Origin of the sequence: Pilimelia terevasa, assembly GCF_014647915.1 — a bacterium.
Classification (GTDB): Bacteria; Actinomycetota; Actinomycetes; order Mycobacteriales; family Micromonosporaceae; genus Pilimelia; species Pilimelia terevasa.
Genome location: NZ_BMQC01000009.1, coordinates 119,109 through 145,747 on the forward strand (window position 1 = coordinate 119,109; position 26,639 = coordinate 145,747).

The window sequence follows — 26,639 nt, forward strand, 5'->3', positions numbered from 1 at the left end:
GTATGACCGAATCCGGGGGCGCCCCGGGCGGACGCGGCCGGCTCACGCCGGTGGCGCCGCCGGCCGCCGCGCCGCTCACGCCCGAGGCCCTGCTCGCCGCGGTCGCCCGCGGCGACGAGGCCGCCTTCGCCCGGCTCTACGACGCGACGGTACCCCGGGTGTACGGCCTGGTCCGCCGCGTGCTGCGGGACCCGGCGCAGGCGGAGGAGGTCGTGCAGGAGGTCATGCTGGAGGTCTGGCGGACCGCGGCCCGGTTCGAGCCCGCCCGCGGCTCGGCGACCGGCTGGATCCTCACCATGGCGCACCGGCGCGCCGTCGACCGGGTGCGGGCCGAGGAGGCCAGCGCCGCCCGGGTGCTGCGGGTCGCGGCCGCGACGGTGGACGTCCCCTACGACGACGTGGTGGACCGGGCCACCGGGCGCCTGGAGCGGCAGCAGGTCCGGCACTGCCTCGACGCGCTGACGGACCTCCAGCGCGAGGCGATCACCCTGGCCTACTACGGCGGCCACACGTACCGGGAGGTGGCGGCCCTGCTGGACGCCGGCCTGCCCTCGATCAAGACCCGGATGCGCGACGGCCTGATCCGGCTGCGCGACTGCCTGGGCGTGGAGGTGTCCCGATGACCGACATCCACACGCTGGCGGGCGCGTACGCGCTGGACGCCCTGGACGAGCTGGAACGCGCCGCGTTCGACCGGCACCTGCGGGAGTGCGCCGCCTGCGCGACCGAGGTCGCCGAGCTGCGCGAGGCGGCCGCCCGGCTCGCCGACCCGACGTGGTCGGTCCCGCCGCCGGCCCTGCGCGACCGGGTGCTCGCCGACATCGGCCGGACCCGGCAGGTCGGCCCGGAGCTGCCCCGGCCGGCCCGGCGGGGCGCGGCGCCCCGCTGGCGCCGGTTCGCGGCGGCGGCCGCCGTCGTCGGCCTGGCCACCGCGGGCGGCGCCGCGGGCGCCTTCGCCTGGCAGCAGCGGGAGCTGCGCCAGGAGCGCGCCGTGCTGGCCGCCACCCGGGCGGAGGCCGCCCGGATGCAGGCGGTCATGACCGCGCCCGACGCCCGGGTGCACGGCGGGGACCTGGCCGGCGGCGGCCGGATCACGGTCGTGGTGTCGGCGCGGGAGAACCTCGGGGTCGTCGTGCTCGCGGCGCCGCCGGCCGAGGCGGGGAAGGTCTACCAGTACTGGATGCTCGACGGCGCCCGGCCGGTGTCGGCGGCGGTGCTGGCCTCCGGCGAGCACCACTCGACCCGGGTGCTGGCCGGCGTGCAGGGCATGGAGAGCTTCGGCGTCACCGTCGAGCCGGCGGGCGGCTCGCCGACCCCCAGCCTCCCGGTACGCGCCGGAATTCCCCTCGTCTAGGGACCCATCCTCCCGCCCGGTGGCACCGAATACCTGGTGAGAAGCAAGTTTCCGGGCTTCGCGCCCCGCCAGTAACCCTCTGAGGAGACCATGATGCGTGCCACCGTTCTCGCCGCCACCAGCACCGCCGCCGTCCTCGCCCTCGCGCTGTCGGGCTGCGGCATGGACGACGGCGCCGGCGACACCTCCGCCGCGGCACCCGCCGCGACGACGGCCACGGCCCCGACGAGCACCCAGTTCGGCGCCGGCTGCGCGGCCGTACCGACCGACAGCGCCAACCCGGGCAGCTTCGACGCGATGGCCAAGGTGCCCGTCGCCACCGCCGCCTCGGGCAACCCGCTGCTGTCGACGCTCGTCACCGCCGTCAAGAAGGCCAGCCTGGTGGACTCGCTGAACACCGCGCCGGCCCTGACCGTCTTCGCCCCGACCAACGACGCCTTCGCCAAGATCCCGAAGGCCGACCTGGACAAGGTGCTGGCCGACAACAAGACCCTGACCAGCATCCTCACGTACCACGTGGTCTCCGGGAAGCTCACCCCGCAGAACCTGGCCGGCAGCCACCCGACCCTGCAGGGCGGATCGGTGACCGTGGCCGGCAGCGGCGCGGACTTCACCGTCAACGGCACCTCCGGCGTCGTCTGCGGCAACGTCCAGACCGCGAACGCGACCGTGTACCTGATCGACACCGTGCTCATGCCCAAGTCCTGAGCAAGTCGGCACGACCCGGGGGGGCGGCACCGTCCGCCCCCCCGGTCCGGGAGGGAGCAGCCGTGCGTCCAGGCCTGCGCTTCGCGTTAACCGGGCTGCTCGCCACGGCCGCCGGCATCGCCGTCGCCGAGCTGATGGCGGCCGCGACCCGGCCCGCCGCCGGCCCGGTCGTCGCGGTGGGCGGCGCCGTCATCGACGCGACGCCGACGCCGGTCAAGGAGTACGCGGTCGCCACGTTCGGCACCTGGGACAAGCCGCTGCTGCTGACCGGCATCGCGCTGGCGCTGGCGGCGCTGGCCGCCGGCGTGGGCGTCCTGGCCGGACGCCGCCCGCGCCTGGGCCCGGCCGGCGCCGCCCTGTTCGGCGTCCTCGGCGCCGCCGCCGCGCTCAGCCGGCCCGCGGCCGCGTGGGTCGACGCCCTCCCCTCCCTGTGCGGGGCGATGGTGGCCGCGGGCGCCCTCGCGGTGCTGACCGCCCGCGCGCGGGAACCGGCGGAGGTGCCCGTGGACGTCGGGGCGGGGCGGCCACCCCGGCTGCTCGACCGCCGCACCTTCCTCGGCGCCGCCGCGCTGATCGCCTCGGGTACCGCCGTCGTGGGCGGCGGCGCCGCCGCCGTCCGGCGGGTGAGCGGCGGCGCCGCCGGGCGCAGCCGCCTGGCGGTCCGGCTCCCGGCGCCCGCGGACCCGGCGCCGCCGCTGCCGACCGGGCTCCAGCCCGGCTTCCTCACGCCCAACGCCGACTTCTACCGCGTCGACACCGCGCTCACCGTCCCGCAGGTCGACCTGGACTCCTGGCGGCTGCGGATCGGCGGGATGGTCGACCGGCCGCTGACCCTGAGCTTCGCCGACCTGCTGGCCCGCCCGCTGCTGGAGCGGCACATCACGCTGAACTGCGTGTCCAACGAGGTTGGCGGCCCGTACATCGGCACCGCGCGCTGGCTCGGGGCGGCGCTGGCGCCGCTGCTGCGCGAGGCCGGCGTGCAGGCCGGCGCCGACCAGCTCGTCGCCCGGTCCGTCGAGGGCATGACCATCGGCACGCCGGTGGCGGCGCTGCTGGACGGCCGCGACGCCATGCTCTGCGTCGGCATGAACGGCGAGCCGCTGCCGCTGGAGCACGGCTTCCCCGTGCGGATGCTGACCCCGGGCCTGTACGGGTACGCGGGGGCCTGCAAGTGGGTGCAGGAGCTGGAGCTGACCACCTTCGACGACTTCGACGCGTACTGGGTGCGCCGCGACTGGGCGCCGCGCGCGCCGGTCAAGACGGCCTCGCGGATCGACCGGCCGGCGCCGCTGGCCACGCTGCCGCCCGGACCGACCACCGTCGCCGGGGTGGCCTGGGCGCAGGGCCGCGGGATCCGCGCCGTGGAGGTCCAGGTCGACGACGGGCCGTGGCAGGCCGCGACGCTCGCGCCGGTGCCGTCCACGGACACGTGGGTGCAGTGGCGGTACCCGTGGGCGGCCACGCCCGGGCTGCACCGGTTGCAGGTGCGCGCCACCGACGGCACCGGGGCCGCCCAGACCGCCGCCCGGGTCTCGCCGTTCCCCGACGGCGCCACCGGCTGGCACGGCATCACGGTGACCGTGGCCTGACCGGGCGGACCGGCCCGACCGCGGCGTCGGCCGCGGTCCGCCCGCCCGCCCGGCCGGGCCCGCGGTCAGCCGCGCGGCTTGTACGGGTCGTACCTGGCCAGCAGGTCGACGACCCTGGTGCGCCACGGGCAGAACCGCACGTAGCTGGCCGGGTCCCCGGCGACGAAGCTGGGCACGCCGTCGCAGACCTCGGCGGAGATGTCGACGAACGCCACGTCGTACGGGTCCAGGTGCCAGGTGTAGCCGGCGTTGGCGTCCGGGCCGGTGCGGACCACCCGGCCGTTGATGTGCCGGGTGCTCGTGCCGTTGAGGTTGTCCGAGGCCCCCTGGACGTCGTCGGGGGCGATCAGGCGGGCCTTGAAGAACTGCGCGCCGCCGCCCCCGTCGACCCGGATGGTGGCGAGGTAGCTGAGCTGCGGACCGGCGGCCGCGGCGGGGGCAGCGGCCGCCAGCGTGCCGGCCGCGGCGAGCGCGACGGCGGTCAGTGCACCCTTGGCAGAGAAGGACATCACAACCTGCTTTCTCGTGGACGACACGGTGCCCCCGCGAAGGAGCGGCGCCCCTGGGCGGGGAAGCACCTGCCCTACACGGTGACGGCGCGGATCCACCCGCGCACGCCGGGTGTCCGCCAGCGCGCCCGGACGGCAATCGACGCCCACCGATAGCGGCAGCTCACTCCCGCGCCGCCGCGGAGTTGTGAGCTTGGTTACGGCCCGTCCGACGACGCGGGGCGCGGTCGGCCCGTCGGGGCCGTCAAGGGCCGATCATCCCGAATCGGACGCCGGACGACCGACCACTGTGGAGCGTTCGCCTGACTTACCGTGGAGGCGGCCGCCGGTGGGGATCCGGCCGCCCGAAACGGAGGAACCCGTGCGTCGCTCCGCTCCACGCCTGCTCGCCGCCGCCCTCGCGGCCGGCGCCCTGCTGACCGCCGCGCCGCTGCCCGCCACGGCCGGCCCCGCCGCCCCGCCGCCCGCGGCGGCACCCGCCGACCGCGTGACCGCCACCGTCGCCCTGCACCGGCTGTACAGCGGCGCGGGCACCGACCACTTCTACACCGCGAACTGGGACGAGGCCGTCAACGCCTTCAACAACCTCGGCTACAGGTACGAGGGCGTCGCGGGCAAGATCATGCCGACCGCGCACGCCGGCACGGTCGCCCTGCACCGCCTGTACAGCCCCGGCCAGAGCGACCACTTCTACACCACCAACTGGGACGAGGCGGTCAACGCCTTCAACAACCTGGGGTACAGGTACGAGGGCGTCACCGGCTACGTCTGGACCTCGGGCCGCTCCCCGCTGTACCGGCTGTACAGCGGCGCGGCCGGCGACCACTTCTACACCACCAACTGGGACGAGGCCGTCAACGCCTTCAACAACCTCGGCTACACCTACGAGGGCGTGGCCGGACACGTCGACCCCGCCTGAGGTACCCGACCGGCCCGCCGCTTCCGCCGGGCGGCGCGGCGGCCGGTCGGACCCGGTGGCGCGCGAACCGCGGAGAAATGTCGGCCCGCCGCTCTAGGGTGGCGGGCATGTCACGGGATCGCGGGCCGCTGGACAATCAACCGCCGGGCAATCAACCGCCGGGCGGTCGACCGCTGGCCGGTCGACCGCCGGAGGATCGACCGCCGGCCCCCGACCGGCCGGGCGACAACGGGCCGGGCGACAACGGGCTGGGGCGGGAACGGCTGGGGCACGAGCGGTACGCCGCGGAGATCGTTGCGCAGACCGCCCTGCTCAGCGGCCTGGTCGCCGCCGCCGACCCGCGGGTCGGCGTCCCCTCCTGCCCCGGATGGAACCTCGGCCAGCTCGCCCGGCACCTCGGCGGCGGGCAGCGCTGGGCCGCCGAGATCCTGCGCACCCGGGCGACCCGGCCCCCGCCCGACCGCGCCTTCCGCGACCTGTCCCCGTACGCCGACGAGGCCGCGGCGCCGCTGGCGGCCTGGCTCGACGAGGGCGCCGCCGCGCTGGCCCGGGCGCTGGTCGACACCGACCCGGCGGAGCCGCTCTGGACGCCGGTCGCCGGAGGTACGGCCGGCTTCTACGCCCGCCGGTTCGCGCACGAGACGCTCGTCCACCGGGCTGACGCCGTGCTGGCCGTGCACGAGCCCTTCGCCGCCCCGGCCGACCTGGCCCGCGACGCCCTCGACGAGTGGATGGAGCTGGGCGCCCTGCCCGCGATGCTCGACTTCCACCCGCACCGGCGGGCCCTGCTCGGCCCGGGCCGCACGCTGCACCTGCACGCCGACGACGGGACACCGGCCGGCGCGGACTGGTTCGTCGACCTGACCGGCGCGCTGATGGCGCACCGGCGCGGCGGCGGACCGGCCGCGGTCTCCGTCCGGGCGCCGCTGACGCGCCTGCTGCTCACGGTGTACGGGCGCACGCCGGCCCGCGGCCACGACGTCACGGTCGACGGCGACGGCGCGCTGCTCAACCGCTGGCTGTCGACGGTGGGCTTCGGCTGAAACGGCGGACCTCGGTGGAGACGGTGGGCCTCGGTGGAGACGTGAACCTCGGTTCAGTCGGGGCGCCCGCCCCGGACGCGCCCGGGCCGACCGGATCGGTGCCGGGGGAGCCGACCGCCGGAAACCCCGGCCGCGCAGCGGCGCCGCCGGACGACGAGAGGAGCCGCCACCATGCCCCGACCCACCGGTGTCCTGCACCGCGCCGCCGACGGCGTCGACCTCGTACTCACCCGGACGCTGCCGGTGGCCGTACCGGAGGTCTGGGCCGGCCTGACCGACCCGGGCCGCACCGCCGACTGGTTCGGCCCGTGGGAGGGCGAGCCCGGCGCGGGCCGGACCGTGCGGGTGCAGATGGCCCACGAGGAGGGCCAGCCGTGGGGTGACCTGCACATCGAGGCGTGCACGCCGCCGCGCCGGCTGGCGGTGTCGATGGTCGACGAGTACGGGACGTGGCGCCTGGAGCTGCTGCTGGCGGCCCGCGACGGCGGTACGACGCTGGAGCTGGTCCAGCACCTGGCCGACGCCGGGGGCGTGGGCGACATCGGCCCCGGCTGGGAGTTCTACCTCGACCTGTTCGTCGCGGCGCTGATCGGCGGGCCGCGGCCGGACTTCGCCGACTACCACCCGGCGATGGCCCCGTACTTCGCCGCCCTGACCCCCGCGGCCCCCCGCCCGGCGGCCGCCGCCGCCCCGGAGGACGGCGGCGACCCGACCGGCTAGCGGACGCGCCCCGGCAGCGGCGCGCCCGCGCCCGCTCAGTTGACCTTCGCGAACCCGGTCTCGGGGGCGACGTCGTACGCGGCGAGCGAGTTCTCGTCGTCCACGTCCTGGTCGTACACCGTCTCCACCCGGTACCCGAGGCTGCGCGGGTTGCCGAGGCAGGACAGCGGCACGGTGGCCGTGTGCGCGCCGTTGGCGAACTCCGCGGTGCCGGTGCAGGCCACCGGCGGGTCCTCCTGGTCGTCGACCTTGTACACGTCGACGTACAGCTCACCCTCGAAGACCCCGTACTCGACGTCGAAGTCCGCGGTGCCGTCCGCGTTCGTGTCGAGCAGGAAGTCGGTGAAGGTGCCCTCGCTCTCCCAGTTGGGGTCGTCCTCCGGGTGGAGCGCCTTGGCGGTCTTGTAGGTCAGGACGAGGCTGGCCGCGCTGGACCTGCCGTCGGCCGACACGATGTCGGCGTACGGGGCGTCGGTCAGCTCGTCGTCGTCGTCGTACACGTCCCCGGCCGGGTCGGTGATGGCGGCGGGGACGAATCGGGTGTTCGGCGCGGCGCTGGCGGGTCCCGCCACGCCGACGCCGAGCGTGAGGATGGCGGCGGCCAGCAGGCCGTACCGCCCGGTGCTGCGGTTCATCATGTCTCCCTCAGTCTCCCCGCGGCCACGGGTCACCATATGAAGACGATCAATGTCGGGCAAGGGTACGAACGGTCAGCACCCGGCCCCCGCACATGCACTGGCCTGCCTCTATGGGGAGCCCGCGAGCCTGAACCCCACACTCCACTACCGGAAGGTCGGCGGCGGCACTGTGTTCGACCACTACGTAGCCAGTTTCAACGCGGTCTGGAACACCGCCACACCCTGGCGAGAAGGCGAGAACTGAGATGGGCCGCGTCGAGTACTGGAACGACCCCGGGGCACCGCCGCCCAACACCCTCACTCCGGCGGCGGGGGTCCTCGCCGTGAACCCGGCCGGCGCGCTGCTGCTCCAGCGCCGCCGGGACACCGGCCAGTGGGCGATCCCGATAGGCAAGCAGGAGCTCGGCGAGACGCCCACGCAGTGTGCGGTCCGGGAGACCCGCGAGGAGACCGGTGTCACCGTCGGCATCACGGAACTGCTCGGCATCTACTCAGATCCCGGGCACATCGTCTACTACACCTCCGACGGCGAATGCCGACAGGAGTTCGAGATCATCTTTCTCGGCCGCCCGTTCTCCGGCGAGCCCCGGGCCAACGAAGAGGCCTCCGACGCGAGGTGGTGCGCCCCCCACCACCTCGACGCCCTGGACATCCACCCCACCCAGCGGCGACAACTGGCCCACTACCTGACGAAGCGGTACCCCCACTTCGACTAGGTCGCTGGAACCGCACATCCCGTCAGCGCCTGGGCGGGAGTAACGGGGAGTACGGGCATTGTTCATGTGGGGTCCGACCTCGGCGCGGGTGCGGTGCGTAGCGTGCGGGCATGAGAACCATCACTCCACATGAGATGGTCGACCGGGCGCGGGAACTGAGCCACGCCCTCCTCGCCGAACTGCCGGAGCGCTGGGCGCACACCGTCGGGGTGGCCGCCCGCGCCGACGAACTGGCCCGCACGCTCGCCGACGGGGGCGAGCTGCTCGTCGCCGCGGCCTGGCTGCACGACGTCGGGTACGCCGAGGCGCTGCGGGACACCGGCTTCCACCCCCTGGACGGCGCCCGGCACCTGCACCGGATCGGCTGGCCGGCCCGCCTCAACGGGCTGGTCGCCCACCACTCCGGCGCCTGCTACGTCGCCGACGTCCGGGGGCTGCTGCCGGCGCTCGCCGCGTTCCCCCGGGGGCAGTCGCCGATGGCCGACCTGCTGACGTACGCCGACCAGACCGTCGGCCCGCACGGCGCCGACATGACGGTGGAGCAGCGGATCGCCGACATGCTGTCCCGGCACGGGCGCCGGTCCCCCCAGGCGCGCGCCCACCACCGCCGCGGACCGTACCTGCGGGCGGTGGCGGCCCGCGTCGAGCGGCGGCTGGCGGAGGTCCGGGTCCCGGTGTGATCCAGGTCACGACAGGCTGTCCGTTCCCGTGTTGTTCACCAGGGCCGGGTAGCTTGCCCGCCGAGCGGGAGGGCGCCACGTGACCGTCAATGCCGGAACCGAGTTGCCGACCGCGCCGCCGGGCGGCGTCGCCGACCGGGCCGTCTTCACGGCCGGGCCGGCAGCCCCGCCGCGGACACTGGTGGACATTTTTGCCGAAACCGTACGCCGCTACGGCCGGGCCGCCGCCCTGGACGACGGCGAGACGGTCCTGACGTACGCCGAGCTGGACGCCCGGGTCGCCGCGGGGGCGGCCCGGCTGCGGGCGGCCGGAATCGGGCCGGGCGACCGCGTCGGGCTGCGGGCGCCCTCGGGCACCGCCGGCCTGTACGTCGCCGTGCTGTCGATCCTCGCCGCGGGCGCCGCCTACGTACCGGTCGACGCCGACGACCCCGACGAGCGGGCCGCGCTCGTGTTCGGGGAGGCGGCGGTCGCCGCGGTCGTCGGCGCCGACGGCGTCCCGGTCCCGCACGCCCCGCAACAGCCGGAACCGGCGGCACACGCCGAAGCGACGTCGGGGGTGGGACCGCCCGCCGCGACCGGACCGGGGCCGGCGGACGACGCCTGGATCATCTTTACGTCCGGCTCGACCGGCCGCCCCAAGGCCGTCGCCGTCACCCACCGCGCGGCGGCCGCCTTCGTGGACGCCGAGGCGGGGCTGTTCCTCGCCGAGGAGCCGATCGGCCCCGGGGACCGCGTGCTCGCCGGGCTGTCGGTCGCCTTCGACGCCTCCTGCGAGGAGATGTGGCTGGCCTGGCGGCACGGCGCCTGCCTGGTCCCCGCGCCGCGGGCGCTCGTCCGCGCCGGCATCGACCTCGGCCCATGGCTGGTCGACCGGGGCATCACCGTCGTCTCGACGGTCCCGACGCTGGCCGCGCTGTGGCCGGTCGACGCGCTGGACGAGGTCCGGCTGCTGATCTTCGGCGGCGAGGCGTGCCCACCCGAGCTGGCCGAGCGGCTGGCCACCGAGGGCCGCGAGGTGTGGAACACGTACGGCCCCACCGAGGCCACGGTGGTGGCCTGCGCGGCGCCGCTGACCGGTACCCCGCCGGTGCGGATCGGGCTGCCGCTGGACGGCTGGGAACTCGCCGTCGTGGACGCCGCCGGTGCCGTCGTCGGGTACGGCGGCGAGGGCGAGCTGGTCATCGGCGGCGTCGGCCTGGCCCGGTACCTCGACCCGGCCAGGGACGCCGAGAAGTACGCCCCGCTGCCCGCCCTCGGCTGGCCCCGCGCGTACCGCAGCGGCGACCTCGTCCGCGCCGACCGGGCCGGCCTGGTCTTCCTCGGCCGCACCGACGAGCAGGTGAAGCTCGGCGGCCGGCGGATCGAACTCGGCGAGGTCGACGCCGCCCTCCAGGCCCTGCCGGGCGTGGCCGGCGCCGCCACGGCCGTCCAGACCACCGGCGCCGGGCACCAGCTCCTGGTCGGGTACGTGGTCCCGGCCGGACCGGGCTTCGCGGTCGACGCCGCCGTGGACGCGCTGCGCGAGGTGCTGCCCGCCGCCCTGGTCCCGCTGCTGACCGTGGTCGACGCGCTGCCGACGCGCACCTCCGGGAAGGTGGACCGGGCCGCCCTCCCCTGGCCGCTGCCCCTGCCCGACGACGACCTGCCGCCGCCGTTGCTGTCCGACACCGAGCAGTGGCTGGCCCGGCAGTGGCAGGACGTCCTGGGCGCGCCCGTGCGCGGGGCCGACGACGACTTCTTCCACCACGGCGGCTCCAGCCTCGCCGCCGCGCAGCTCGTGTCCCGGATCCGCGCCCGGTACCCGGACGCCGCCGTCGGCGACATCTACCAGCACCCCACGGTCGGCACCCTGGCCAAGTGCCTGGAGCGGCACGGCACGGCCGAGGTCCGGCAGCGCGAGGTACCGCCGACGCCGCGGGCCGCCGGCCTAGCCCAGACCGCGCTGACCCTGCCGCTGCTCACGCTGTCCGGCCTGCGCCTGGCGGTGCCGCTGGCGGCGCTCGCCAACGTCCTGGCCGTCCTCGCCCCCGGCGCCGGGGTGCCGACGACGGCGTGGTGGGCCGTCGGCCTCGGCTGGCTGGTCGGCTGGAGCCCGGCCGGGCGGCTGGCGCTGGGCGCGGCGGGCGTCCGGCTGCTGCTCCGCGGGGTCCGCCCCGGGCGGTACCCCCGCGGCGGCGGCGTGCACCTGCGCCTGTGGCTGGCCGAGCGGCTGGCCGCGACCGTCGGCGCGACGCGCCTGACCGGGGCGTGGCTGACCTGGTACGCCCGCGCGCTGGGCGCCCGGCTGGCCGCGGACACCGACCTGCACTCCCCGCCCCCGGTCACCGGCCTGCTCCGGCTCGGCCGCGGCGCCGCCGTCGAGCCGGAGGTGGACCTCGCCGGCCACTGGCTCGACGGCGACGTCCTGCACGTCGGCCGGATCCGGGTCGGCGCCGGGGCCACCGTCGGCACCCGCAGCACCCTGCTGCCCGGTGCCCGGGTCGGCCGCAACGCCGAGGTCGCGCCCGGCTCCTGCGTGGTCGGCGCGGTACCGGCCGGCCAGCGCTGGGCGGGCGTGCCGGCGGCGCGCGCCGGGCGGGTCCGCCGACACCCGGCCGGCCGGCCCCCGCGCCGCGCCCGGTGGACGCTGGCCTACGGCCTCACCTCGTTCCTGCTGGACCTCCTCCCGATCGCCGCCGCGCTCCCCGGGCTGGCCGTCCTCGGGTGGTCGCTGCGCGCCCGGCCGACCGGCGCGGGCGCCCTCGCCGACGCGCTCGCCGCCGTCCCCGCGGCGACCGTGGCCGGCGGCGCCGCCTACGCGGTCCTGACCCTGCTCGGGGTCCGGGCGCTGAGCGTCGGACTGCGGGAGGGCCGGTACCCGGTGCACGGGCGGGTCGCCTGGCAGGCCTGGGCGACCGAGCAGCTCATGAGCCGGGCGCGGGTCGCGCTGTTCCCGCTGTACGCCAGCCTGTTCACGCCCGGGTGGCTGCGCGCCCTGGGCATGGCCGTGGGGCGCCGGGTGGAGGCCTCGACCGTCCTGGCGCTGCCGAGCCTGACCACGGTCGGCGACGGCGCCTTCCTCGCCGACGACACCGTGGTCGGCTCCTACGAACTCGGCGGCGGGTGGCTGCGCATCGCCGCCGCCCGGATCGGCAAGCGCGCGTTCCTCGGCAACTCGGGGATGACCGCCCCGGGCCGCCGCGTCCCCAACCGCGGCCTCGTCGGCGTCCTGTCGGCGGCCCCCAAGCGCGCCAAGGCCGGCAGCTCGTGGCTCGGGATGCCGCCGATGAAGCTGCCGCGCGCCGCCGCGGCCGGCGACGAGGGCCGCACGTTCGACCCGCCCCGCCACCTGGTCCTGGCCCGCGCGGCCGTCGAGCTGTGCCGGCTGGTGCCGGCGATGGCGACCGTGGCGCTGCTGGTGCTCACCGCGGCGGCGCTCGCCTGGGGGCTCGGGCGGTACGGACCGGTCGCGCTGGCCGGCGCCGGGCTGCTGGTGGCCGCCGCCGGCCTCGCCGCGGGCGCGGTCGCCGTCCTGGCCAAGTGGCTGCTCGTCGGGCGGTTCCGGGCGGTCGAGCGGCCGCTGTGGAGCGGCTTCGTCTGGCGCAACGAGCTGGCCGACACCTTCGTCGAGGTCCTCGCCGTGCCGTGGCTCGTCGGCGCGCTGGGCGGCACGCCGCTGATGAACCTGTGGCTGCGGGCGCTCGGCGCCCGGATCGGCCGCGGCGTCTGGTGCGAGACGTACTGGCTGCCGGAGGCCGACCTGGTGCGGATCGGCGACGGGGCCACCGTCAACCGCGGGTGCGTCGTGCAGACCCACCTGTTCCATGATCGGATCATGCGGATGGACACGGTCACCCTCGGCGCGGGCGCGACCCTCGGACCGCACGGCATCGTCCTGCCGGCCGCGGCGATCGGCGCGCACGCCACCGTCGGGCCGGCCTCGCTCGTCCTGCGCGGCGAGACCGTACCGGCGCACAGCCGCTGGCTGGGCAACCCCGTCACCCCCTGGCGCACCCCCGGAGCCCGTCGACCTTGAACCCCCACCAGCGCGACCTCAGCGTCGGCGCCGCCGTCTCCACCGACCCGTACCTGCCCCGGCACGGCAACGGCGGCTACCGCGTCCAGCACTACGACCTCGACCTGGAGTACCGGGTCAGCTCCGGGCGGCTCGCCGGGCGGGCCGCCCTGACGGCGCTCGCCGAGCGGAACCTGGCCGGGTTCAGCCTCGACCTCGGCCCGCTGCGGGTGGACCGGGTGCTGGTCGAGGGCCGGCCCGCCCGGTACCGGCACGGCGGCGGCAAGCTCGCCGTCCGGCCCGCCGTGCCGCTGCGGGAGGGCGCGCCGTTCGCGGTGGAGGTGCGCTACGCCGGGGTGCCCCGCGGGATCCGCAGCCACTGGGGTGCCGTGGGCTGGGAGCACCTCGACGACGGCGCCATGGTCGCCAGCCAGCCGGTCGGCGCGCCGTCGTGGTTCCCGTGCAACGACCGCCCCGACCACAAGTCGACGTACGCCACCACCGTCACCACCGGCACCCCGCTGACCGTCGTCGCGCACGGCCACCTCGCCCTGCGCCGCACCGGGGCGGGAGCGACGACGTGGCGGTACGAGCAGCCCGTCCCCACCGCCACGTACCTGGCCACCGTCCAGATCGGCCGGTACGACCTGCGGGAGACGCCCGGCCGCATCCCGCTGCGGGCCGCCGTCCCGGCCCGGCTGGCCACCCGCTGCGCCCACGACTTCGGCCGGCAGGACCTCATGCTGGCCGCCTTCGAGGAGATGTTCGGCCCGTACCCCTTCGACGCGTACACGGTCGTCGTCGTGGACGAGGAGCTGGAGGTCCCCGTCGAGGCCCAGGGCGTCTCGATCTTCGGCGCCAACCACGTCGACGGCCGGCGCACCCACGAGCGGTTCGTGGCCCACGAACTGGCCCACCAGTGGTTCGGCAACAGCGTGACCCCGGCGAGCTGGCGGCACATCTGGCTGAACGAGGGCTTCGCCAGCTACGCCGAGTGGCTGTGGTCGGAGGCCGGCGGCGGCGAGCCGGCCGACGCGCACGCCGCCCGCTGGCACGCCCGCCTGGCGGCCCAGCCCCAGGACCTGTTGGTGGGCGACCCGGGGGTGCGGCGGATGTTCGACGACCGGGTGTACCGGCGCGGGGCGCTCACGCTGCACGCGCTGCGCCGGACGGTCGGGGACGCGGCGTTCTTCGCGCTGCTGCGGTCGTGGACCGCGGTGCACCGGCACGGGACGGCCACGACCGGGGAGTTCATCCGGCTCGCCAACCGGCACGCCCCGTACCCGCTGGACACGTTCTTCACCACCTGGCTGGACACCCCGGCCCTACCGCCGCCTCCCGTCCCGCGCTGACGCCCTCGCCCACCGGCGGTGGTGACCACAGAAATCCACGGGCCACCGCTTCCGAGCGGCGCTGGCACGGGGAGAGGGGCAGAACGGCCGCTACCGTATGGCGTGGGCCACGTCGGCGGTCCGTCGTCAAGGGACTGTCCCGTTCGCGCCCTGTCACGGCCAGCTTCCGCCAAGGAGAGATCACCATGACAGACCTGTCGACCCGCATCGGCGCCGCGCTCGCGGCCGGCGGCCTCGCCCTCGGCGGCGCGACGGCGCCGGCTGCCGCGGCGCCCGCCCCGGCCACCGACGGCCCCGACGTCAAGCTCACGAACGTGGTGCTCAACGGCTCGGGCTGCCACAAGGGCGACACCTCCGTCCTCCTGGGCAACGGCGTCAACTCCGTGGTGGACGTCGTGTACGGCGCGTTCACGGCCGAGGCCGGGCTGGTCCCCCAGGACGACGGCACGACCGGGTGGGTCGACGTCGCCAGGAAGAGCTGCCAGATCAATCTCACGCTGAACCACAGGGCGGGCTTCAGTTTCGCCCTGACGCCGGTGACCGCCCCCGGCTCGGCCGCGCTGGCCGCGCACGCGAAAGCCAGGCAGACCGTCGTCACGTACTTCTCGGGGACGCCCCAGCAGAACGAGTTCGTCGCGGACGTCAGGGGTCCGATGAGCGGCGGGTACGACCACACCGAACCGCTGCCCGCCCCGCTCTGGAGCGCGTGCGGCGCGGCCGCGCAGATCAACCTGAACACCCGCGTCGAGGTAGACGCCACGGAGTCGGCCCGGGACACCCGGAGCGACATGGCTCCCGGCCACCACCGGTACCACTTCCAGTGGCGCACCTGCTGACATGACGTCCCGGGGCGCGCCAACGGGAGCCTGCCGCGCCGCCTCGTAGGCTCGACGGCGTGACCGCGGTCCCGGACAGCGATGTGCCCCGCTGGGGCGTGTACGGCGAACGGACCCTCTACGACAACCCGTGGGTACGCCTCACCCAGGTCGACGTGAAGTTGCATCTGGCCCGTAGTTCGCGTCCGACAGGACCAGTTTCCTGTGCCCTTCATCGTGGGCATATCGGGCTTCGCCGGGCGCACGTGGTGCGGAACCGGCCCACGGTCGCGCGGATGCGGGTCACCACAGCGCGACGACACCGACGCGCAGCTTGGCCGTCGACACCGCGGCAGAGTCGATCTGGAGGAACCGGGTCCGCCGACCGGTGGGCGTGGTCTCGGTCGCTCTGACGGACACCAGCCAGGCGCCGTCCTGCGCCTGGCGGACGTCGCCCACGACGTCCACCGTCACGAGAATGGTGTCCGAGCCGTCGCGGTACTCGTGTGCGCGCAGGATCAGCGCGTCACCGCGGGCGAGCATCGGTCGCCACCTCCGGTCGCAGGTACATCGTGTGGCCGCCGCACGCGGGACACCAGCGCGTACGCACCTTCAGGCCCACAAGGCCGAGCGCGAATCCGACCATTGATCCACCACCTAACGCGAGCCACCACCACATAGGGCAACGCTACGAAGGTGGAATCGGTCAGCGACAGACGTGTGCAGAAGGTTGCGGTTGACGCCGACGGCGCCGTCGACCGACGATGTCCTTCCCGCACATCCCTGCACACCGCGCGAGGGAACATGAATCTCGACTTCGTCGGCAAGGACCCGGCTTCCAAGAACGACGGAAGCCCCACCGTCTACCGATGCACCGAGCGTCAGAGCTGGGTGATTCAGGGTCGGAAGCTGGACGCCCAGACACACGCACGCCTCAACATCCCCGACGACGAAGATGCCGTGGAGGTCCCGTTTCGAATGCTGCCGTTTTTGATGCAGAAGGACTGACATGCGCGAGATCACGTACGAGGAGTTCCGCGCTCGCTATCTGGGTATTGCCGAGTCGTGGATGCACATGGAGCTGCGCGATTCCTACCTCACCGTCGACGAAAAGCCTGATTTCATGCGTTGGCAGACGACCGGTACCGACGACAACGGATGGATGCGACCCTGGCTCGACAACGTCCGCCGACTCGCCGACGAGGGAAAGAATCTCCGACGCCTCAAGGTCGTGAGTACACCAGTCAGCGAGTACCACCGCTGGGTACACGCCGGTGTGCCGGAAATCATCGCGCACGGCGAGGAGACTCGGTGGTGCGACCGCAAGCGGGTGTCACACCTGGCCTTTCCCGGCAATGACTTCTACGTGCTCGACAGAAAGTCTGTGATGTTCCTCCACTTCGCCGGTGACGGGCCATTGAACCTGTTCACCGTGACGGAGGCCCCTCACGTGGTGCAGTTGTGCCTCTCAGCTTTCGAGTCCTGTTGGCGACTGTCAACGGCGCATGGCGACTTCCGAATCTAGTGCGGTAGCCGACGCGCGTCGGGGTCTGGGCGCCCGGCTACGTCAGATCCGCAGGTCCGCCGGCCTGACCGGGCGGGCACTGGCGGACCTGTGCGGGATCCACCGCACCAGACTCTCCCGGCTGGAACACGGCATCCAGCAGCCGACCGAGCAGAACGTCCGGGACTGGTGCACGCACTGCGGCACCCCGGAAACCATCCCCGAACTACTCGCCACGCTGCGGGATGTCGACTCCGCGTACGTCGAATTCCGCACCCGGGTCCGCGCGGGCCTGAAGCACCTCGGTGGCCGCGGCAGCATGGACCTGTACCGCCGCACGCAGGTGTTCCGCATCTTCGAGATCGCCTGCCTCCCCGGGCCGTTCCAGACCGACGCCTACATACGCGCGCTGATGAGCTATTGGCGGGTCTTCTTCGATACCCCCGACGACATTGCGGAGACCATCGCGTACAAGCGCGACCGGGCCGGGCACGCACTGGCCCCGACAAAGCGGGTCATCTCGATCATCGGCGAGGAGGCGCTGCATGTGCGTTTCCTGTCCCCGGACGGCCACGAAGAGCAGTTGACCCACCTGCTGGCCATGATGAGGATGCCGAATGTCGCATTCGGCATCCTCCCGTTGGCGAACGTGCGCCGCGGCGTGTCCGAAGGCTTCTGGATCCACGACGACGCCCTGGTCCTCCAGGAGACCGCGACAGCCAAGATCAAAGTTACGCGGCCGGAGGAGGTGGCCCTCTACGTCAAACTCTTCGGCGATTTCCGCGACCAGGCCGTATGGGGTCGGGAGGCGCGGGCGATCGTCGCGCGGACGATCAGCGAGGTGTGACCCGCGTCTCACGAAGGCCCGGGCGGAATGGGCCGCAACCGTGTCGGCCGACCGGGCGGAAACGGACTCCGCGCGGCGGCCGGACCGGCCTTCCGGGTGGTGTCGGCGGGGGCACCTCAGCGGGACTTCAGGTCGGCCACAGCTCGGCCTCAGCCCCGTACCGCACCCTAAATGTCCGAAGCGTCCCCCGACGGAAAGGCACGTCATGCGAATCAAGTCGACTCTCCTCCGGTCCCTCGCAGCGACCGCCCTCGCCGTCGGTGCCGGCGTCGCCACCATCGTGGTGGCGCCGGCCAGCGCGCAGGCCGGCTGGTTCGACGATCTCGTGAACGCCGGCACCAGCACCGGCACCGGCACCACCACCGGCGGCGACTACGAGCCCGTACCGGTCCCGAGCACCACGATCTCGCCGAACGCGCCGGGCAGGGTATACGCGAGTACGAGCTGCGTCTGGGCGAACGCCGTGCGGGTCAACTGGAACCAGCCCTCCAGCCGGTACAGCATCCAGAACTACGACGTCCGCGCCTACCAGTCCTCGACCGGCCGCGAGGTCAGCGCCCGCACGGTCAACGGCTACACGCGGAGCTGGGACCTGACGGGCCTGCGGCCGGGCACCCGGTACCAGATCAAGGTCCGGGCGAAGAACAGCGCCGGCTGGGGCGAGTGGTCCAGCCCGGACTACGTGACGACCGGCGGCTACTACTACTGACAGGCACGCGGGCGGCCCGCTGGAGGGCCGCCCGCGCCGACACACCGAGGGGCGCGCCGGGAATCCCACCCGGCGCGCCCTCGTCGTCGTTGCGGGGTCAGCGGTGGACGGGTACCCGGTGGGCGAAGGTCCGGCGGTAGTCGTGGGGGCTGACGCCGACCGAGCGCTGGAAGTGGTGCCGCAGGAGCGCGCCGGAGCCGAAGCCGCACCGGGTGGCGACCTCGTCGATGCCCAGGACCGTCTCCTCCAGCAGGCGGCGGGCGTGCAGGACGCGCTGGGTGGCGATCCAGCGCTGGGGCGTCGTACCGGTCTCGGCGACGAAGCGGCGGGCGAAGGTCCGGGCGGACAGGTTGGCCCGGCGGGCCAGCGCGGGGACGCTGTGGTCCTCGGCCAGGTTCTCCAGCAGCCAGGTGAGCACCGGCGACAGGCTCTCGGCGGTGCAGTCGGGCACGGGAGCGGCGACGAACTGGCGCTGGCCGCCCTCGCGCTGCGGGGGTACGACCATGCGGCGGGCGACGGCCGTGGCGACCTGGGCGCCCAGTTCCCGGCGGACCAGGTGCAGGCTGGCGTCGATGCCGGCGGCGGTGCCGGCGCTGGTGACGACGCCGCCGTCGTCGACGAACAGGACGTCGGGGTCGAGCAGCGCCGTCGGGAAGCGGGCGGCGAAGACCTCGGCGTGCCGCCAGTGGGTGGTGCAGCGGCGGCCGTCGAGGAGGCCGGCGGCGCCGAGCAGGAACGCCCCCGTGCACAGGGAGAGCAGGGTGGCGCCCCGGCCGGCGGCGGCGCGCAGGGCGTCGAGGACGGCGGGCGGGTAGTCGTCGTGGATGCCCGCGGCCGGTACCGCGACGAGGTCGGCGTCGACCAGGGCGTCGAGGCCGTGGGTGGGGACCAGGCCGGCGCCCACGCTGGCGGTCAGGGGTACGCCGGGGCGCTCGCCGCAGACCCGGAAGTCGCACGGCGGCACCCCGTCGTCGGTGCGGTCGACCCCGAAGACCTCGCAGACCACGCCGTACTCGAAGGGAGCCACTCCGTCGGTGACCAGCACCGCCACGCGTTCCAGCATGTGCCCAGCGTAGGTGGCAGAATCTTTTCGGACAAGGGCAGAAGTGCCACTGGTGGCAGTATTTCTATGCGGCAAAACTTAGTGCCATGACCATCTTGCTGATCCTCCTCGCAGCCCTGACCCTCGTCGTCGTCCAACTGGAGCGGCAGCACCGGCACGCGGCCGGGCCGGTCTGGCCCCGCGGCGGCGCCCCCGACGACCGGGACCGCGCCCGCGGCCGACTCGACCTCGCGCTGGCCGGCGGCCGGCCGGCTCAGTCGTCGGCGGCGACCGTCGCCAGCGGCGGCGCCACGTCCTCCAGCGAGCGGCGCGCGGCGTCCACGCCCAGGAACCAGGCGACCACGCCGCCCAGGACCATGACCCCGGCGCCGACCAGGTAGCCGACGAACAGCCGGGACGGGTCCTCGCCCTCGCCGATCAGCCGCCCGTAGAAGATCGGGCCGACGGCGCCGAAGCACTGGGCGATGGCGAAGAAGACGGCGATCGCCTGGCCGCGCACCTCCAGCGGGAACAGTTCGCTGACGGTCAGGTACGCCGAACTGGCCCCCGCCGAGGCGAAGAAGAAGATGACGCACCACGCGAGGGTCTGCGTCAGCGCGGTCAGCGCGCCGGCGTTGAACAGCACCGCGGTGCCCGCCAGCAGCACCCCCGACACCAGGTAGGTGCCGGCGATCATCTGCCGGCGGCCCCAGGTGTCGAAGTACCGGCCGATGAGCAGCGGACCGGCCAGGTTCCCGACGGCGAAGGCGATCAGGTACAGCGGCGCGTCGGCCGCCGCGACGCCGTAGAACCTGGTCAGGACCAGGGCGTACGTGAAGAAGATCGCGTTGTACAGGAAGGACTGCGTGATCATCAGCGTGGCGCTCAGCACCGACCGGGCGGGGTACCGGCTGAACAGCACCCGCAGCAGCGAGAGGTACCCGTGCCGCCCGGACGGCCGGATCTCGATCGCGGCGTCGGCCGGCACCTCGGCCAGGACCTGGCCGCTGGCGCGCACCTCGTCCTCGATCCGGGCGGTGTTGTCCTCCGCCTCGCGCTCCCGCCCGTGCATGATCAGCCAGCGCGGACTCTCCGGCAGGTGCCGGCGCATCCCCCACACGACGAGGCCGAGAACCGGGCCGAGCAGGAAGCCGATCCGCCAGCCGAGGTCCAGCGACACCTGGTTGAGCAGGATGAAGGTCCCGAGGGTGCCGATCAGCGCGCCCGCCCAGTAGGTGCCGTTGACGGCGATGTCGACGCGGCCGCGGTACCGGGCCGGCATCATCTCGTCGATGGCGGCGTTGATGGCCGCGTACTCTCCGCCGATGCCCGCGCCCGCCACGAACCGGGTCAGGTACAGGAAGACCAGCGCCGCCGGGCCGTTGCCCCAGGTGAAGGCGGTGAGCGCGTTGCCGGCCAGGTAGACGCCGAGGGTCAGCAGGAACAGCTTGCGGCGGCCGAGGGCGTCGGCGAGCCGGCCGAAGAACAGCGAGCCGCAGACCTGGCCGAGCAGGTAGACGGTGGCGATGGCGGAGACCTGGCCGACCGAGAGGCCCAGGGTCGCGCCGTCGGTGAGGACGGCGGTCGCCGCGCTGGCGATGGTGATCTCGATGCCGTCGAGCACCCAGGCGGTACCCAGGGCGAGCACCATCCTGGTGTGGAACGGCGCCCAGGCCAGGCGGTCGAGCCGCGCGGGGACCAGGCTGCGGATCCGGGTGTCGGCACCCGACGGACGGGACTTCACGGTTACCACCCCCGCACCGACAGTACGCATAGACGGGCGCCCGTGCGACCCGGGCGCCGATCCGCGCGCAGCGTCGCCCATCGGGCATGGCGGACAGCCCGCCCCGGCCCGTCGGTCAGCCCCGGCGCGCGGCCAGGTGCGGCCGCCGCCCGCCGGGGCCGGCCGACGGTACTCAGGAGTGACGGTTCCCCCGCCGGGGTGGACGGTTTGCGCCGACCTTGCACAATCCGCGTAGAGGGGTTGCGCAAATCGCATCGATTGGTTACTCGGTGTATCGCGTCGTCCTTCCGTGACGACGCGACGACGGGGGTTGCCGGATGGGTGGACGAATGGCGAAGCGCTTCTGGCGGCTCGACCGCGCGCAGGTCGGCGGGCTGCGGTTCGTAGGCGCCGCCCGGCTGCTGGCCCGGCTGGACGCCCTGCTCACGCGCCCGCGGCACTGGTGGCGCGACCGGCCGCTGCCCGTCGTCCGGCTGCACCACGACGCGGCCGACCCGAGCCCGCTGCCGGGCCTGCGGCACCGGCTGGACACCGCCCGGCCGCACCCGGTCCCGCACGCGCTGGTCGACGAGAGCGTCACCTGGCCGCCGGCCCGCCTGCCGGTCCGCGCGCTGGTCGACGAGCTGGTCGGGCAGCTCGCCGCCCCGGTGGCCGGCAGCCCGCGCCTGCGGTTCCCGCACGTCGGCATCGTCACCTGGCTCCTCCACCTCGAACTGCGCCCCACCCCCACCCCCGACACGATGGACCGCCAGATCGCCGCGAACCTGCGCGCCCACGTGGCCCGCCATGCCGGCCTCGGCGCCCCGGACCCCGACGACCGCCGGGAGCTGAGCCGCGACTTCCCGTGGCTGGTCCGGCTGCTGGTCACGTACGCGCCCGAGCTGAGCCTGCGCGCCTTCCTGCGGTTCTGGGCGGTGCCGCGGTGGGTGGCCCGGCACCCGATCACCCGGCCGCACGGCCGGCACCTGTACCGGCTGGCGCGGCAGTTCGCGCAGCGCGGGCTGGCCGCCGCCGCGCCCGGCGAGGTGGAGCGGTTCCTGGTCGACGCGCTGCTGGCCGACCTGCGCCGGGCGTACGGGCGGCGCGGCCTGCGCCGCGGCGGGCGGCACCGGCTGGCGTACCCGGTGGTCCTGCTCGACGCGCGGGTGGCCGGGGTCGAGCGGTTCGCCGACCTGGTCGCCGCCGCGCGCCGCGGGACCGGGCGGACCCCGTACGTGCCCGACCCGCTGCTGCTGGTCGTCGCCGACCCCGGCCCGCCGACGACCGCGGGCGCCGACCCGGCCGAGGTCGTGTACGCCCACGACGAGTGGCGGCGGGCCCTGGCGCACGCCGGGGCCCGGGCGCAGTGGACGCTGCCCTTCCGGCTGACCGGCGCACCCGTGCCCGGGGCGATCGACGACCTGGCCGCGCTCGGGCACCTGCGGGTGCGGCAGCCGTGGTTCACCCGCTCCCGGGTGGGCGCGCTGCTGGTGCTCGCGCTGGTCGCCGTCGCCGCGCGCGGGGTGGTGCTGGCGCGGGCGCAGGCACAGGAGTCCTGCGGCGCACCGTTCGCCTGGACCCGGCTCGGCGACCCCGACCTGTACACCCGGGTCTTCGCCCCGGGACCGCGGCCGACCGTGCGGGGCAGCACCGCGACCGAGTGCATCGGCGTGTGGCCGACGGCGGTGGGGACCCGGCCGTTCCGGGCGCTGAGCACCGACCCGCTCGCCGACGACCTCAACGCCGCCGCGGACGCGATCGCCGCCAACAACGACGCGGCGCGCGGGCAGCCGGCGCGCACGACGATCGCGTACCTGGGGATGCTCTCGGCCACCGACCCCGACGACCGGTACGCCCTGCGGGAGGAGCTGCGCGGCATCGCGGTGGCGCAGGACGACGCCCGCGCCGGCCCCAAGGTCGGCGTGGAGGTGCTGCTGGTCAACGCCGGGGTGGACATGGCGCACGCGCAGGACGCGGCGGGGCTGGTCCTGACCGTCCGCGACTCCGGCCGGCCGGTGGACGCCGTGGTCGGGCTCGGCGTCTCGCACACGACCACCGCGGCGGCCGTCGACGACCTGGAACGGGCGAGGATGCCGATGATCGGCACCCTGCTGTCCGGGGACACCTTCGCGCTCAGCGACCGGACCCACTACTACCAGGTGGGGCCGTCGAACCGGCGGCAGACCTCGGTGGCCCTGCGGTACCTGGAGAACGCGACCCCGACGACACACCTGTGGATCGTCTACTCCGACGAGAAGATCGACAGCACGTACGCCAGCGAGCTGGAGGCCGACCTGCGCCGGGCGCACCGCGCCCTGTTCCGCCCCGACCGCCGGCCGCGGATCGCGCTGCAGCACCCCAGCCTGTCGTTCACCCCCGGCGAGCAGGGCCGGACCAGCCCCGCCGAGGCCGGCGAGCAGATCTGCGCGCTGGTCCGCGGGACCGCCGCGGGCCTGCGCCCCGGCACCCCGTTCCGCCCCGCGATCTTCTACGCCGGGCGGGACAAGGAGATCCGGCCCTTCCTCGGCGCTCTGGCCGGCTGCCCGCCGGAGGCCCGGCCGCACGTGCTCGCCGCGGACTCGGTCACCCGGTTCGTCACCGGCGGCGGCGCGCACGACTTCCGCGACCTCACCATCGACTACCTCGGCGGCGCCAGCGGGATCGTCCGCTGCCACCCCGGGTTCGGCGGCCCGGGCAAGCCCGCGCGCGCGATGCTGAACCTGGCCAACGGGTTCCGCGACGCCTACCAGAAGCGGTGGCGGACCTCGACCTACTGCGCCGACGCCGCCGACGGGCAGAGCGGCCTGGCCCACGACGCGGTCCTGCTGCACGCCAAGGCGTACGCGACGGTCAGCGGCGACGCCCGGCCGCGCCCCGCGGAGCTGCTCAAGGCGGTGTACGAGACCGGCCAGCGGCTGGATCTGGCCTGGGCGACGGGGTTCCTGCTGTTCGCCCAGACCTCGCGGGTGCGCGAGCCGGACCGCAAGGCCGTGCTGGTGCTGCGGGCGATGAGCGCGGGTACGGCCGAGGGGGGCACGGGCGCCTACCCGCAGCCGCGGTACGCCTGCGGGCTGGTCCGCACCGCACCCGACCGCGCGGAGGCGTGCGTCGGCCACGACGGCCACCCGGCCCGCTGACCGGTCGGCCCGCGCGACCGGGTGCCCGGCGCGACCGGGCTCCCGGGACGGCCGGCTGTCCCGGGCCGACCGGGTGCCCGGGGCCGGCCGGGTGCGGCGGCCGGCCCCGGGTGGTCCTCAGTGGTCGCGGCCGCCGAGGAACCGGGCCAGCGTCCAGAGGCGGTCGCCCGCCTCCGCGGCGACGCCCGCGGCGGCCAGCGCCGACCGGGCGTCGGCGAGCAGCCGGTCGGCGTACTCCTCGCACCACCGCCGGCCGCCGGCCGCCTCGACCAGCTCCGCCGCCTCGACCAGCTCCGGCTCGCCCAGCGGCGCGCACCGGTCGTGGAGCGCTGCCAGGTCCGCCCCCGCGGGCGTCCCCGAGCGCAGCGCCGCGACCACCGGGAAGGACTTCTTCCGGCTGCGCAGATCCGTGTGGGCCGGCTTGCCGGTCACCGCGGGGTCGCCCCAGATGCCGAGCAGGTCGTCGACGATCTGGAACGCCAGCCCCGCCCGCCGGCCGAACGCGGTCAGCGCGTCCACGGTCGCGCCGTCCCCGCCCGCGCACAGCGCGCCCAGGCCGCAGGCGGCGCCGAACAGCGCCGCCGTCTTGCCCTCGGCCATCGCCTCGACGGCGGCCAGGTCCACGTCGGACCGGGCCTCGAAGTCGAGGTCCGCGTACTGCCCGGCGAGCAGCTCCTGGACCGCGCCGGCCAGCCGGCCGGCCGCCCCGGCGGCGTACGTGCCGCCGATGGCCAGGAACGCCGCCGCCAGCAGCGAGTCCCCGGCCAGCACGGCCGGGGACTCGCCGAAGACCGTCCACGCCGTCGGCCGGTGCCGGCGGGTGACGTCGCGGTCCATGACGTCGTCGTGGAGCAGCGAGAAGTTGTGCACCAGCTCGACGGCCACCGCCGCCGGGACGGCGTCGGTCACCACGTCGCTGACGGCGGCGCCGCCGAGCAGCGCGAACGCCGGCCGTACCGCCTTGCCGCCGGAGGCCGTCTCCGGCCGCCCGCCGGCGTCCCACCAGCCGAGGTGGTAGCCGGCGATGTGCCGCAGCGGCGCGGGCAGCGGATCGACCGCCGCCCGCAGCGCGGGCGCGACGATCCCCCGGCTCCACGCCAGGATCTCGACCACCGGCGCCGGGGTGCCGGTGGTCAGCCGCTCGGGCGCCGCCGTCACCTCAGCCCTCCGTGCCGGCGGGGACGTCCGCGTAGTGGCCCAGCTCGACGTTCTCCAGGACGCCGAGGGCGTCCGGCACCAGGATCGCGACCGAGTAGTAGGCGCTGACCAGGTACGAGATCATCGACTGCTCGTTGATGCCCATGAACCGGACCGACAGGCTCGGCTGGTACTCGTCCGGGATGCCGGTCTGGTGCAGGCCGACGACGCCCTGGTCCTCCTCGCCGAGCCGCATCGCCATGATCGACGTGGTGTGCGTGTCGTTGATCGGGATCTTGTTGCAGGGCAGCATCGGGATGCCCCGCCAGGCCGGCACCTGCTGGCCGTGGAAGTCCAGGTGCTGCGGGTAGATCCCGCGCCGGGTGCACTCGCGGCCGAAGGCGGCGATGGCCCGCGGGTGCGCCAGCAGGTACTGGGTCTTGCGGCGGCGGGAGATCAGCTCGTCGAGGTCGTCGGGCGTCGGCGGGCCGGACCGGGTGTGGATCCGCTGCTTGAGGTCGGCGTTGGCGAGCAGGCCGAACTCGCGGTTGTTCAGCATCTCGAACTCCTGCCGCTCGCGCAGGGCCTCGACGGTGAGCCGCAGTTGCTGCTCGATCTGGTTCATCGGCTGGCTGTACAGGTCGGCCACCCGGCTGTGCACGCGCAGGACGGTCTGGGCGACGCTCAGCTCGTACTCCCGCGGCGACATCTCGTAGTCGACGAACGTCTCGGGCAGCAGCGGCTCGCCGTCGTGCCCGGAGGCGATGTCGATCGCGGCCTCGCCGTGGGCGTTCTGCGCCTTGGCGGCCTGCGCCTGCATCCGGGCGACGTGCTCCCGCAGGCGGTCGGAGCGCTGCACCATCTCCAGGTACGCCACCCGGGGCAGGGTCAGCACGGTGCACGCGGTCACGGCGACGTACGTGGCGTCGAACCGCGCCCCGTCGTCGATCATGGACCGCTCGCCGAAGTAGTCGCCGTCGGCGAGCATCCCGAGCACCGAGCCGGTGTCGTACTGCCCGGCACCGACCTTCTTGACCTTGCCGTGGGCGAGCAGCACCACCTTGTCGGCGTCCGCGCCGGCCTCGGCGATGACGGCCCCGGCGGGGTACTCCGCCTGCTGGCAGGCGTCGGCGAGCGCGCCGAGCACGGAGTCGTCGTCGAAGTGCCGCAGGACCGGCAGCTCGGTCAGCTCCATCGGCACGACCCGGACCTGCTGGCCGACGTTGGTGAAGGACAGCCGGCCGTCGCCGATGGCGTAGGTGAGGCGCCGGTTGACCCGGTACGTGCCGCCGGAGACCTGGACCCACGGCAGGATCTTCAGCAGCCACCGGGAGGTGATCTCCTGCATCTGCGGGACGGTCTTGGTGGTGGTGGCGAGGTTCTTCGCGGCGGCGGTGCTCAGGCTCCGCTGGGTGGGCATCTCCGCGGTGCTGGAGATCTCGGACACTGACATGGCGGTGTTCTCCATCCTTTGTGGGTGATCATCCGGTCGGGCCGGCG

The 26,639-nt window shown here is 74.8% G+C and carries 24 protein-coding genes; 17 read left to right on the forward strand and 7 right to left on the reverse strand.

The window, feature by feature from the left end; genetic code table 11:
* Nucleotides 1-2: 2 nt before the first annotated feature.
* The 4 genes from sigK (at nt 3) to IEY75_RS14215 (ending at nt 3,651) form a co-directional block, all read left to right on the forward strand.
* Nucleotides 3-623, forward strand: a complete 621-nt coding sequence (sigK, locus tag IEY75_RS14200) for an ECF RNA polymerase sigma factor SigK (RefSeq protein WP_189114814.1) — start codon at nt 3-5, stop codon at nt 621-623.
* Nucleotides 620-1,354 (forward strand): anti-sigma factor, encoded by a 735-nt coding sequence (locus IEY75_RS14205; RefSeq protein WP_189114815.1) that lies wholly within the window; start codon nt 620-622, stop codon nt 1,352-1,354. The genes sigK and IEY75_RS14205 overlap by 4 nt, the downstream gene beginning before the upstream one ends.
* Before the next feature lie 93 nt (nt 1,355-1,447).
* Nucleotides 1,448-2,062, forward strand: a complete 615-nt coding sequence (locus IEY75_RS14210) for a fasciclin domain-containing protein (protein WP_189114816.1) — start codon at nt 1,448-1,450, stop codon at nt 2,060-2,062.
* Nucleotides 2,063-2,124: 62 nt separating this feature from the next.
* Complete coding sequence (locus IEY75_RS14215; RefSeq protein WP_373290276.1) at nt 2,125-3,651, forward strand: molybdopterin-dependent oxidoreductase; 1,527 nt, start codon at nt 2,125-2,127, stop codon at nt 3,649-3,651.
* Between the two features lie 65 nt (nt 3,652-3,716).
* On the opposite strand, the gene IEY75_RS14220 is transcribed toward IEY75_RS14215, so the two are convergent.
* Nucleotides 3,717-4,160, reverse strand: a complete 444-nt coding sequence (locus tag IEY75_RS14220; protein ID WP_189114817.1) for a BP74-related protein — start codon at nt 4,158-4,160, stop codon at nt 3,717-3,719.
* A 361-nt stretch (nt 4,161-4,521) separates the two neighbouring features.
* On the opposite strand from IEY75_RS14220, the gene IEY75_RS14225 reads away from it, so the two are divergent.
* The 3 genes from IEY75_RS14225 to IEY75_RS14235 all read left to right on the forward strand — a co-directional run bounded on the left by IEY75_RS14225 (nt 4,522) and on the right by IEY75_RS14235 (nt 6,842).
* Nucleotides 4,522-5,079 (forward strand): hypothetical protein, encoded by a 558-nt coding sequence (locus IEY75_RS14225; protein WP_189114818.1) that lies wholly within the window; start codon nt 4,522-4,524, stop codon nt 5,077-5,079.
* Nucleotides 5,080-5,186: 107 nt separating this feature from the next.
* Entirely contained in the window at nt 5,187-6,122 is a 936-nt protein-coding gene (locus tag IEY75_RS14230; protein ID WP_189114819.1) for a maleylpyruvate isomerase family mycothiol-dependent enzyme, read from the forward strand.
* A gap of 171 nt (nt 6,123-6,293) precedes the next feature.
* Complete coding sequence (locus IEY75_RS14235; RefSeq protein WP_189114820.1) at nt 6,294-6,842, forward strand: SRPBCC family protein; 549 nt, start codon at nt 6,294-6,296, stop codon at nt 6,840-6,842.
* Nucleotides 6,843-6,877: 35 nt separating this feature from the next.
* Here the strand turns inward: IEY75_RS14235 and IEY75_RS14240 are convergent, their stop codons facing one another.
* Nucleotides 6,878-7,477, reverse strand: coding sequence for a hypothetical protein (locus IEY75_RS14240; RefSeq protein WP_189114821.1), 600 nt, complete (start codon nt 7,475-7,477; stop codon nt 6,878-6,880).
* A gap of 248 nt (nt 7,478-7,725) precedes the next feature.
* On the opposite strand from IEY75_RS14240, the gene IEY75_RS14245 reads away from it, so the two are divergent.
* The 5 genes from IEY75_RS14245 (at nt 7,726) to IEY75_RS14265 (ending at nt 15,061) form a co-directional block, all read left to right on the forward strand.
* Nucleotides 7,726-8,196 carry an NUDIX hydrolase gene (locus tag IEY75_RS14245; protein ID WP_189114822.1) on the forward strand — a complete coding sequence of 157 codons (471 nt, stop codon included), beginning with the start codon at nt 7,726-7,728 and terminating at the stop codon, nt 8,194-8,196.
* Between the two features lie 110 nt (nt 8,197-8,306).
* Nucleotides 8,307-8,876 carry an HDIG domain-containing metalloprotein gene (locus tag IEY75_RS14250; protein ID WP_189114823.1) on the forward strand — a complete coding sequence of 190 codons (570 nt, stop codon included), beginning with the start codon at nt 8,307-8,309 and terminating at the stop codon, nt 8,874-8,876.
* Nucleotides 8,877-8,955: 79 nt separating this feature from the next.
* Nucleotides 8,956-12,894: a Pls/PosA family non-ribosomal peptide synthetase gene (locus tag IEY75_RS14255; RefSeq protein WP_189114824.1), complete on the forward strand. Its 3,939-nt coding sequence runs from the start codon at nt 8,956-8,958 to the stop codon at nt 12,892-12,894.
* Nucleotides 12,891-14,225: a M1 family metallopeptidase gene (locus IEY75_RS14260; RefSeq protein WP_189114825.1), complete on the forward strand. Its 1,335-nt coding sequence runs from the start codon at nt 12,891-12,893 to the stop codon at nt 14,223-14,225. Before IEY75_RS14255 ends, IEY75_RS14260 begins: the two co-directional genes overlap by 4 nt.
* Nucleotides 14,226-14,410: 185 nt before the next feature.
* Complete coding sequence (locus IEY75_RS14265; protein ID WP_189114826.1) at nt 14,411-15,061, forward strand: DUF4360 domain-containing protein; 651 nt, start codon at nt 14,411-14,413, stop codon at nt 15,059-15,061.
* A gap of 282 nt (nt 15,062-15,343) precedes the next feature.
* Here IEY75_RS14265 and IEY75_RS14270 read toward each other — a convergent pair whose 3' ends face one another.
* Nucleotides 15,344-15,583 (reverse strand): hypothetical protein, encoded by a 240-nt coding sequence (locus IEY75_RS14270; RefSeq protein WP_189114827.1) that lies wholly within the window; start codon nt 15,581-15,583, stop codon nt 15,344-15,346.
* A 153-nt stretch (nt 15,584-15,736) separates the two neighbouring features.
* Here IEY75_RS14270 and IEY75_RS14275 point away from each other — a divergent pair, with 153 nt between their 5' ends.
* The 4 genes from IEY75_RS14275 to IEY75_RS14290 all read left to right on the forward strand — a co-directional run bounded on the left by IEY75_RS14275 (nt 15,737) and on the right by IEY75_RS14290 (nt 18,100).
* Nucleotides 15,737-16,048: a hypothetical protein gene (locus tag IEY75_RS14275; protein WP_229789685.1), complete on the forward strand. Its 312-nt coding sequence runs from the start codon at nt 15,737-15,739 to the stop codon at nt 16,046-16,048.
* A 1-nt stretch (nt 16,049) separates the two neighbouring features.
* Nucleotides 16,050-16,565 (forward strand): DUF6879 family protein, encoded by a 516-nt coding sequence (locus IEY75_RS14280; protein ID WP_189114828.1) that lies wholly within the window; start codon nt 16,050-16,052, stop codon nt 16,563-16,565.
* A complete protein-coding gene (locus IEY75_RS14285) occupies nt 16,546-17,391 on the forward strand; it encodes a Scr1 family TA system antitoxin-like transcriptional regulator (protein WP_189114829.1) in 846 nt (281 codons plus the stop codon). The genes IEY75_RS14280 and IEY75_RS14285 overlap by 20 nt, the downstream gene beginning before the upstream one ends.
* A gap of 205 nt (nt 17,392-17,596) precedes the next feature.
* Nucleotides 17,597-18,100 carry a fibronectin type III domain-containing protein gene (locus IEY75_RS14290; protein ID WP_189114830.1) on the forward strand — a complete coding sequence of 168 codons (504 nt, stop codon included), beginning with the start codon at nt 17,597-17,599 and terminating at the stop codon, nt 18,098-18,100.
* A 97-nt stretch (nt 18,101-18,197) separates the two neighbouring features.
* Here IEY75_RS14290 and IEY75_RS14295 read toward each other — a convergent pair whose 3' ends face one another.
* Both IEY75_RS14295 and IEY75_RS14300 read right to left on the reverse strand, forming a co-directional pair.
* Complete coding sequence (locus IEY75_RS14295) at nt 18,198-19,163, reverse strand: GlxA family transcriptional regulator (RefSeq protein ID WP_189114831.1); 966 nt, start codon at nt 19,161-19,163, stop codon at nt 18,198-18,200.
* Between the two features lie 253 nt (nt 19,164-19,416).
* Nucleotides 19,417-20,886 (reverse strand): MFS transporter, encoded by a 1,470-nt coding sequence (locus tag IEY75_RS14300; protein ID WP_229789687.1) that lies wholly within the window; start codon nt 20,884-20,886, stop codon nt 19,417-19,419.
* A gap of 329 nt (nt 20,887-21,215) precedes the next feature.
* On the opposite strand from IEY75_RS14300, the gene IEY75_RS14305 reads away from it, so the two are divergent.
* The gene (locus IEY75_RS14305) at nt 21,216-24,002 is read left to right on the forward strand and encodes a type 1 periplasmic-binding domain-containing protein (RefSeq protein WP_189114832.1); all 2,787 of its coding nucleotides are present in this window, start codon (nt 21,216-21,218) and stop codon (nt 24,000-24,002) included.
* A gap of 117 nt (nt 24,003-24,119) precedes the next feature.
* On the opposite strand, the gene IEY75_RS14310 is transcribed toward IEY75_RS14305, so the two are convergent.
* Both IEY75_RS14310 and IEY75_RS14315 read right to left on the reverse strand, forming a co-directional pair.
* Nucleotides 24,120-25,160: a polyprenyl synthetase family protein gene (locus tag IEY75_RS14310; RefSeq protein WP_229789689.1), complete on the reverse strand. Its 1,041-nt coding sequence runs from the start codon at nt 25,158-25,160 to the stop codon at nt 24,120-24,122.
* A 1-nt stretch (nt 25,161) separates the two neighbouring features.
* On the reverse strand, nt 25,162-26,592 hold the full coding sequence (locus tag IEY75_RS14315) for a family 2B encapsulin nanocompartment shell protein (RefSeq protein WP_189114833.1): 1,431 nt from the start codon (nt 26,590-26,592) through the stop codon (nt 25,162-25,164).
* Nucleotides 26,593-26,639: the final 47 nt, after the last annotated feature.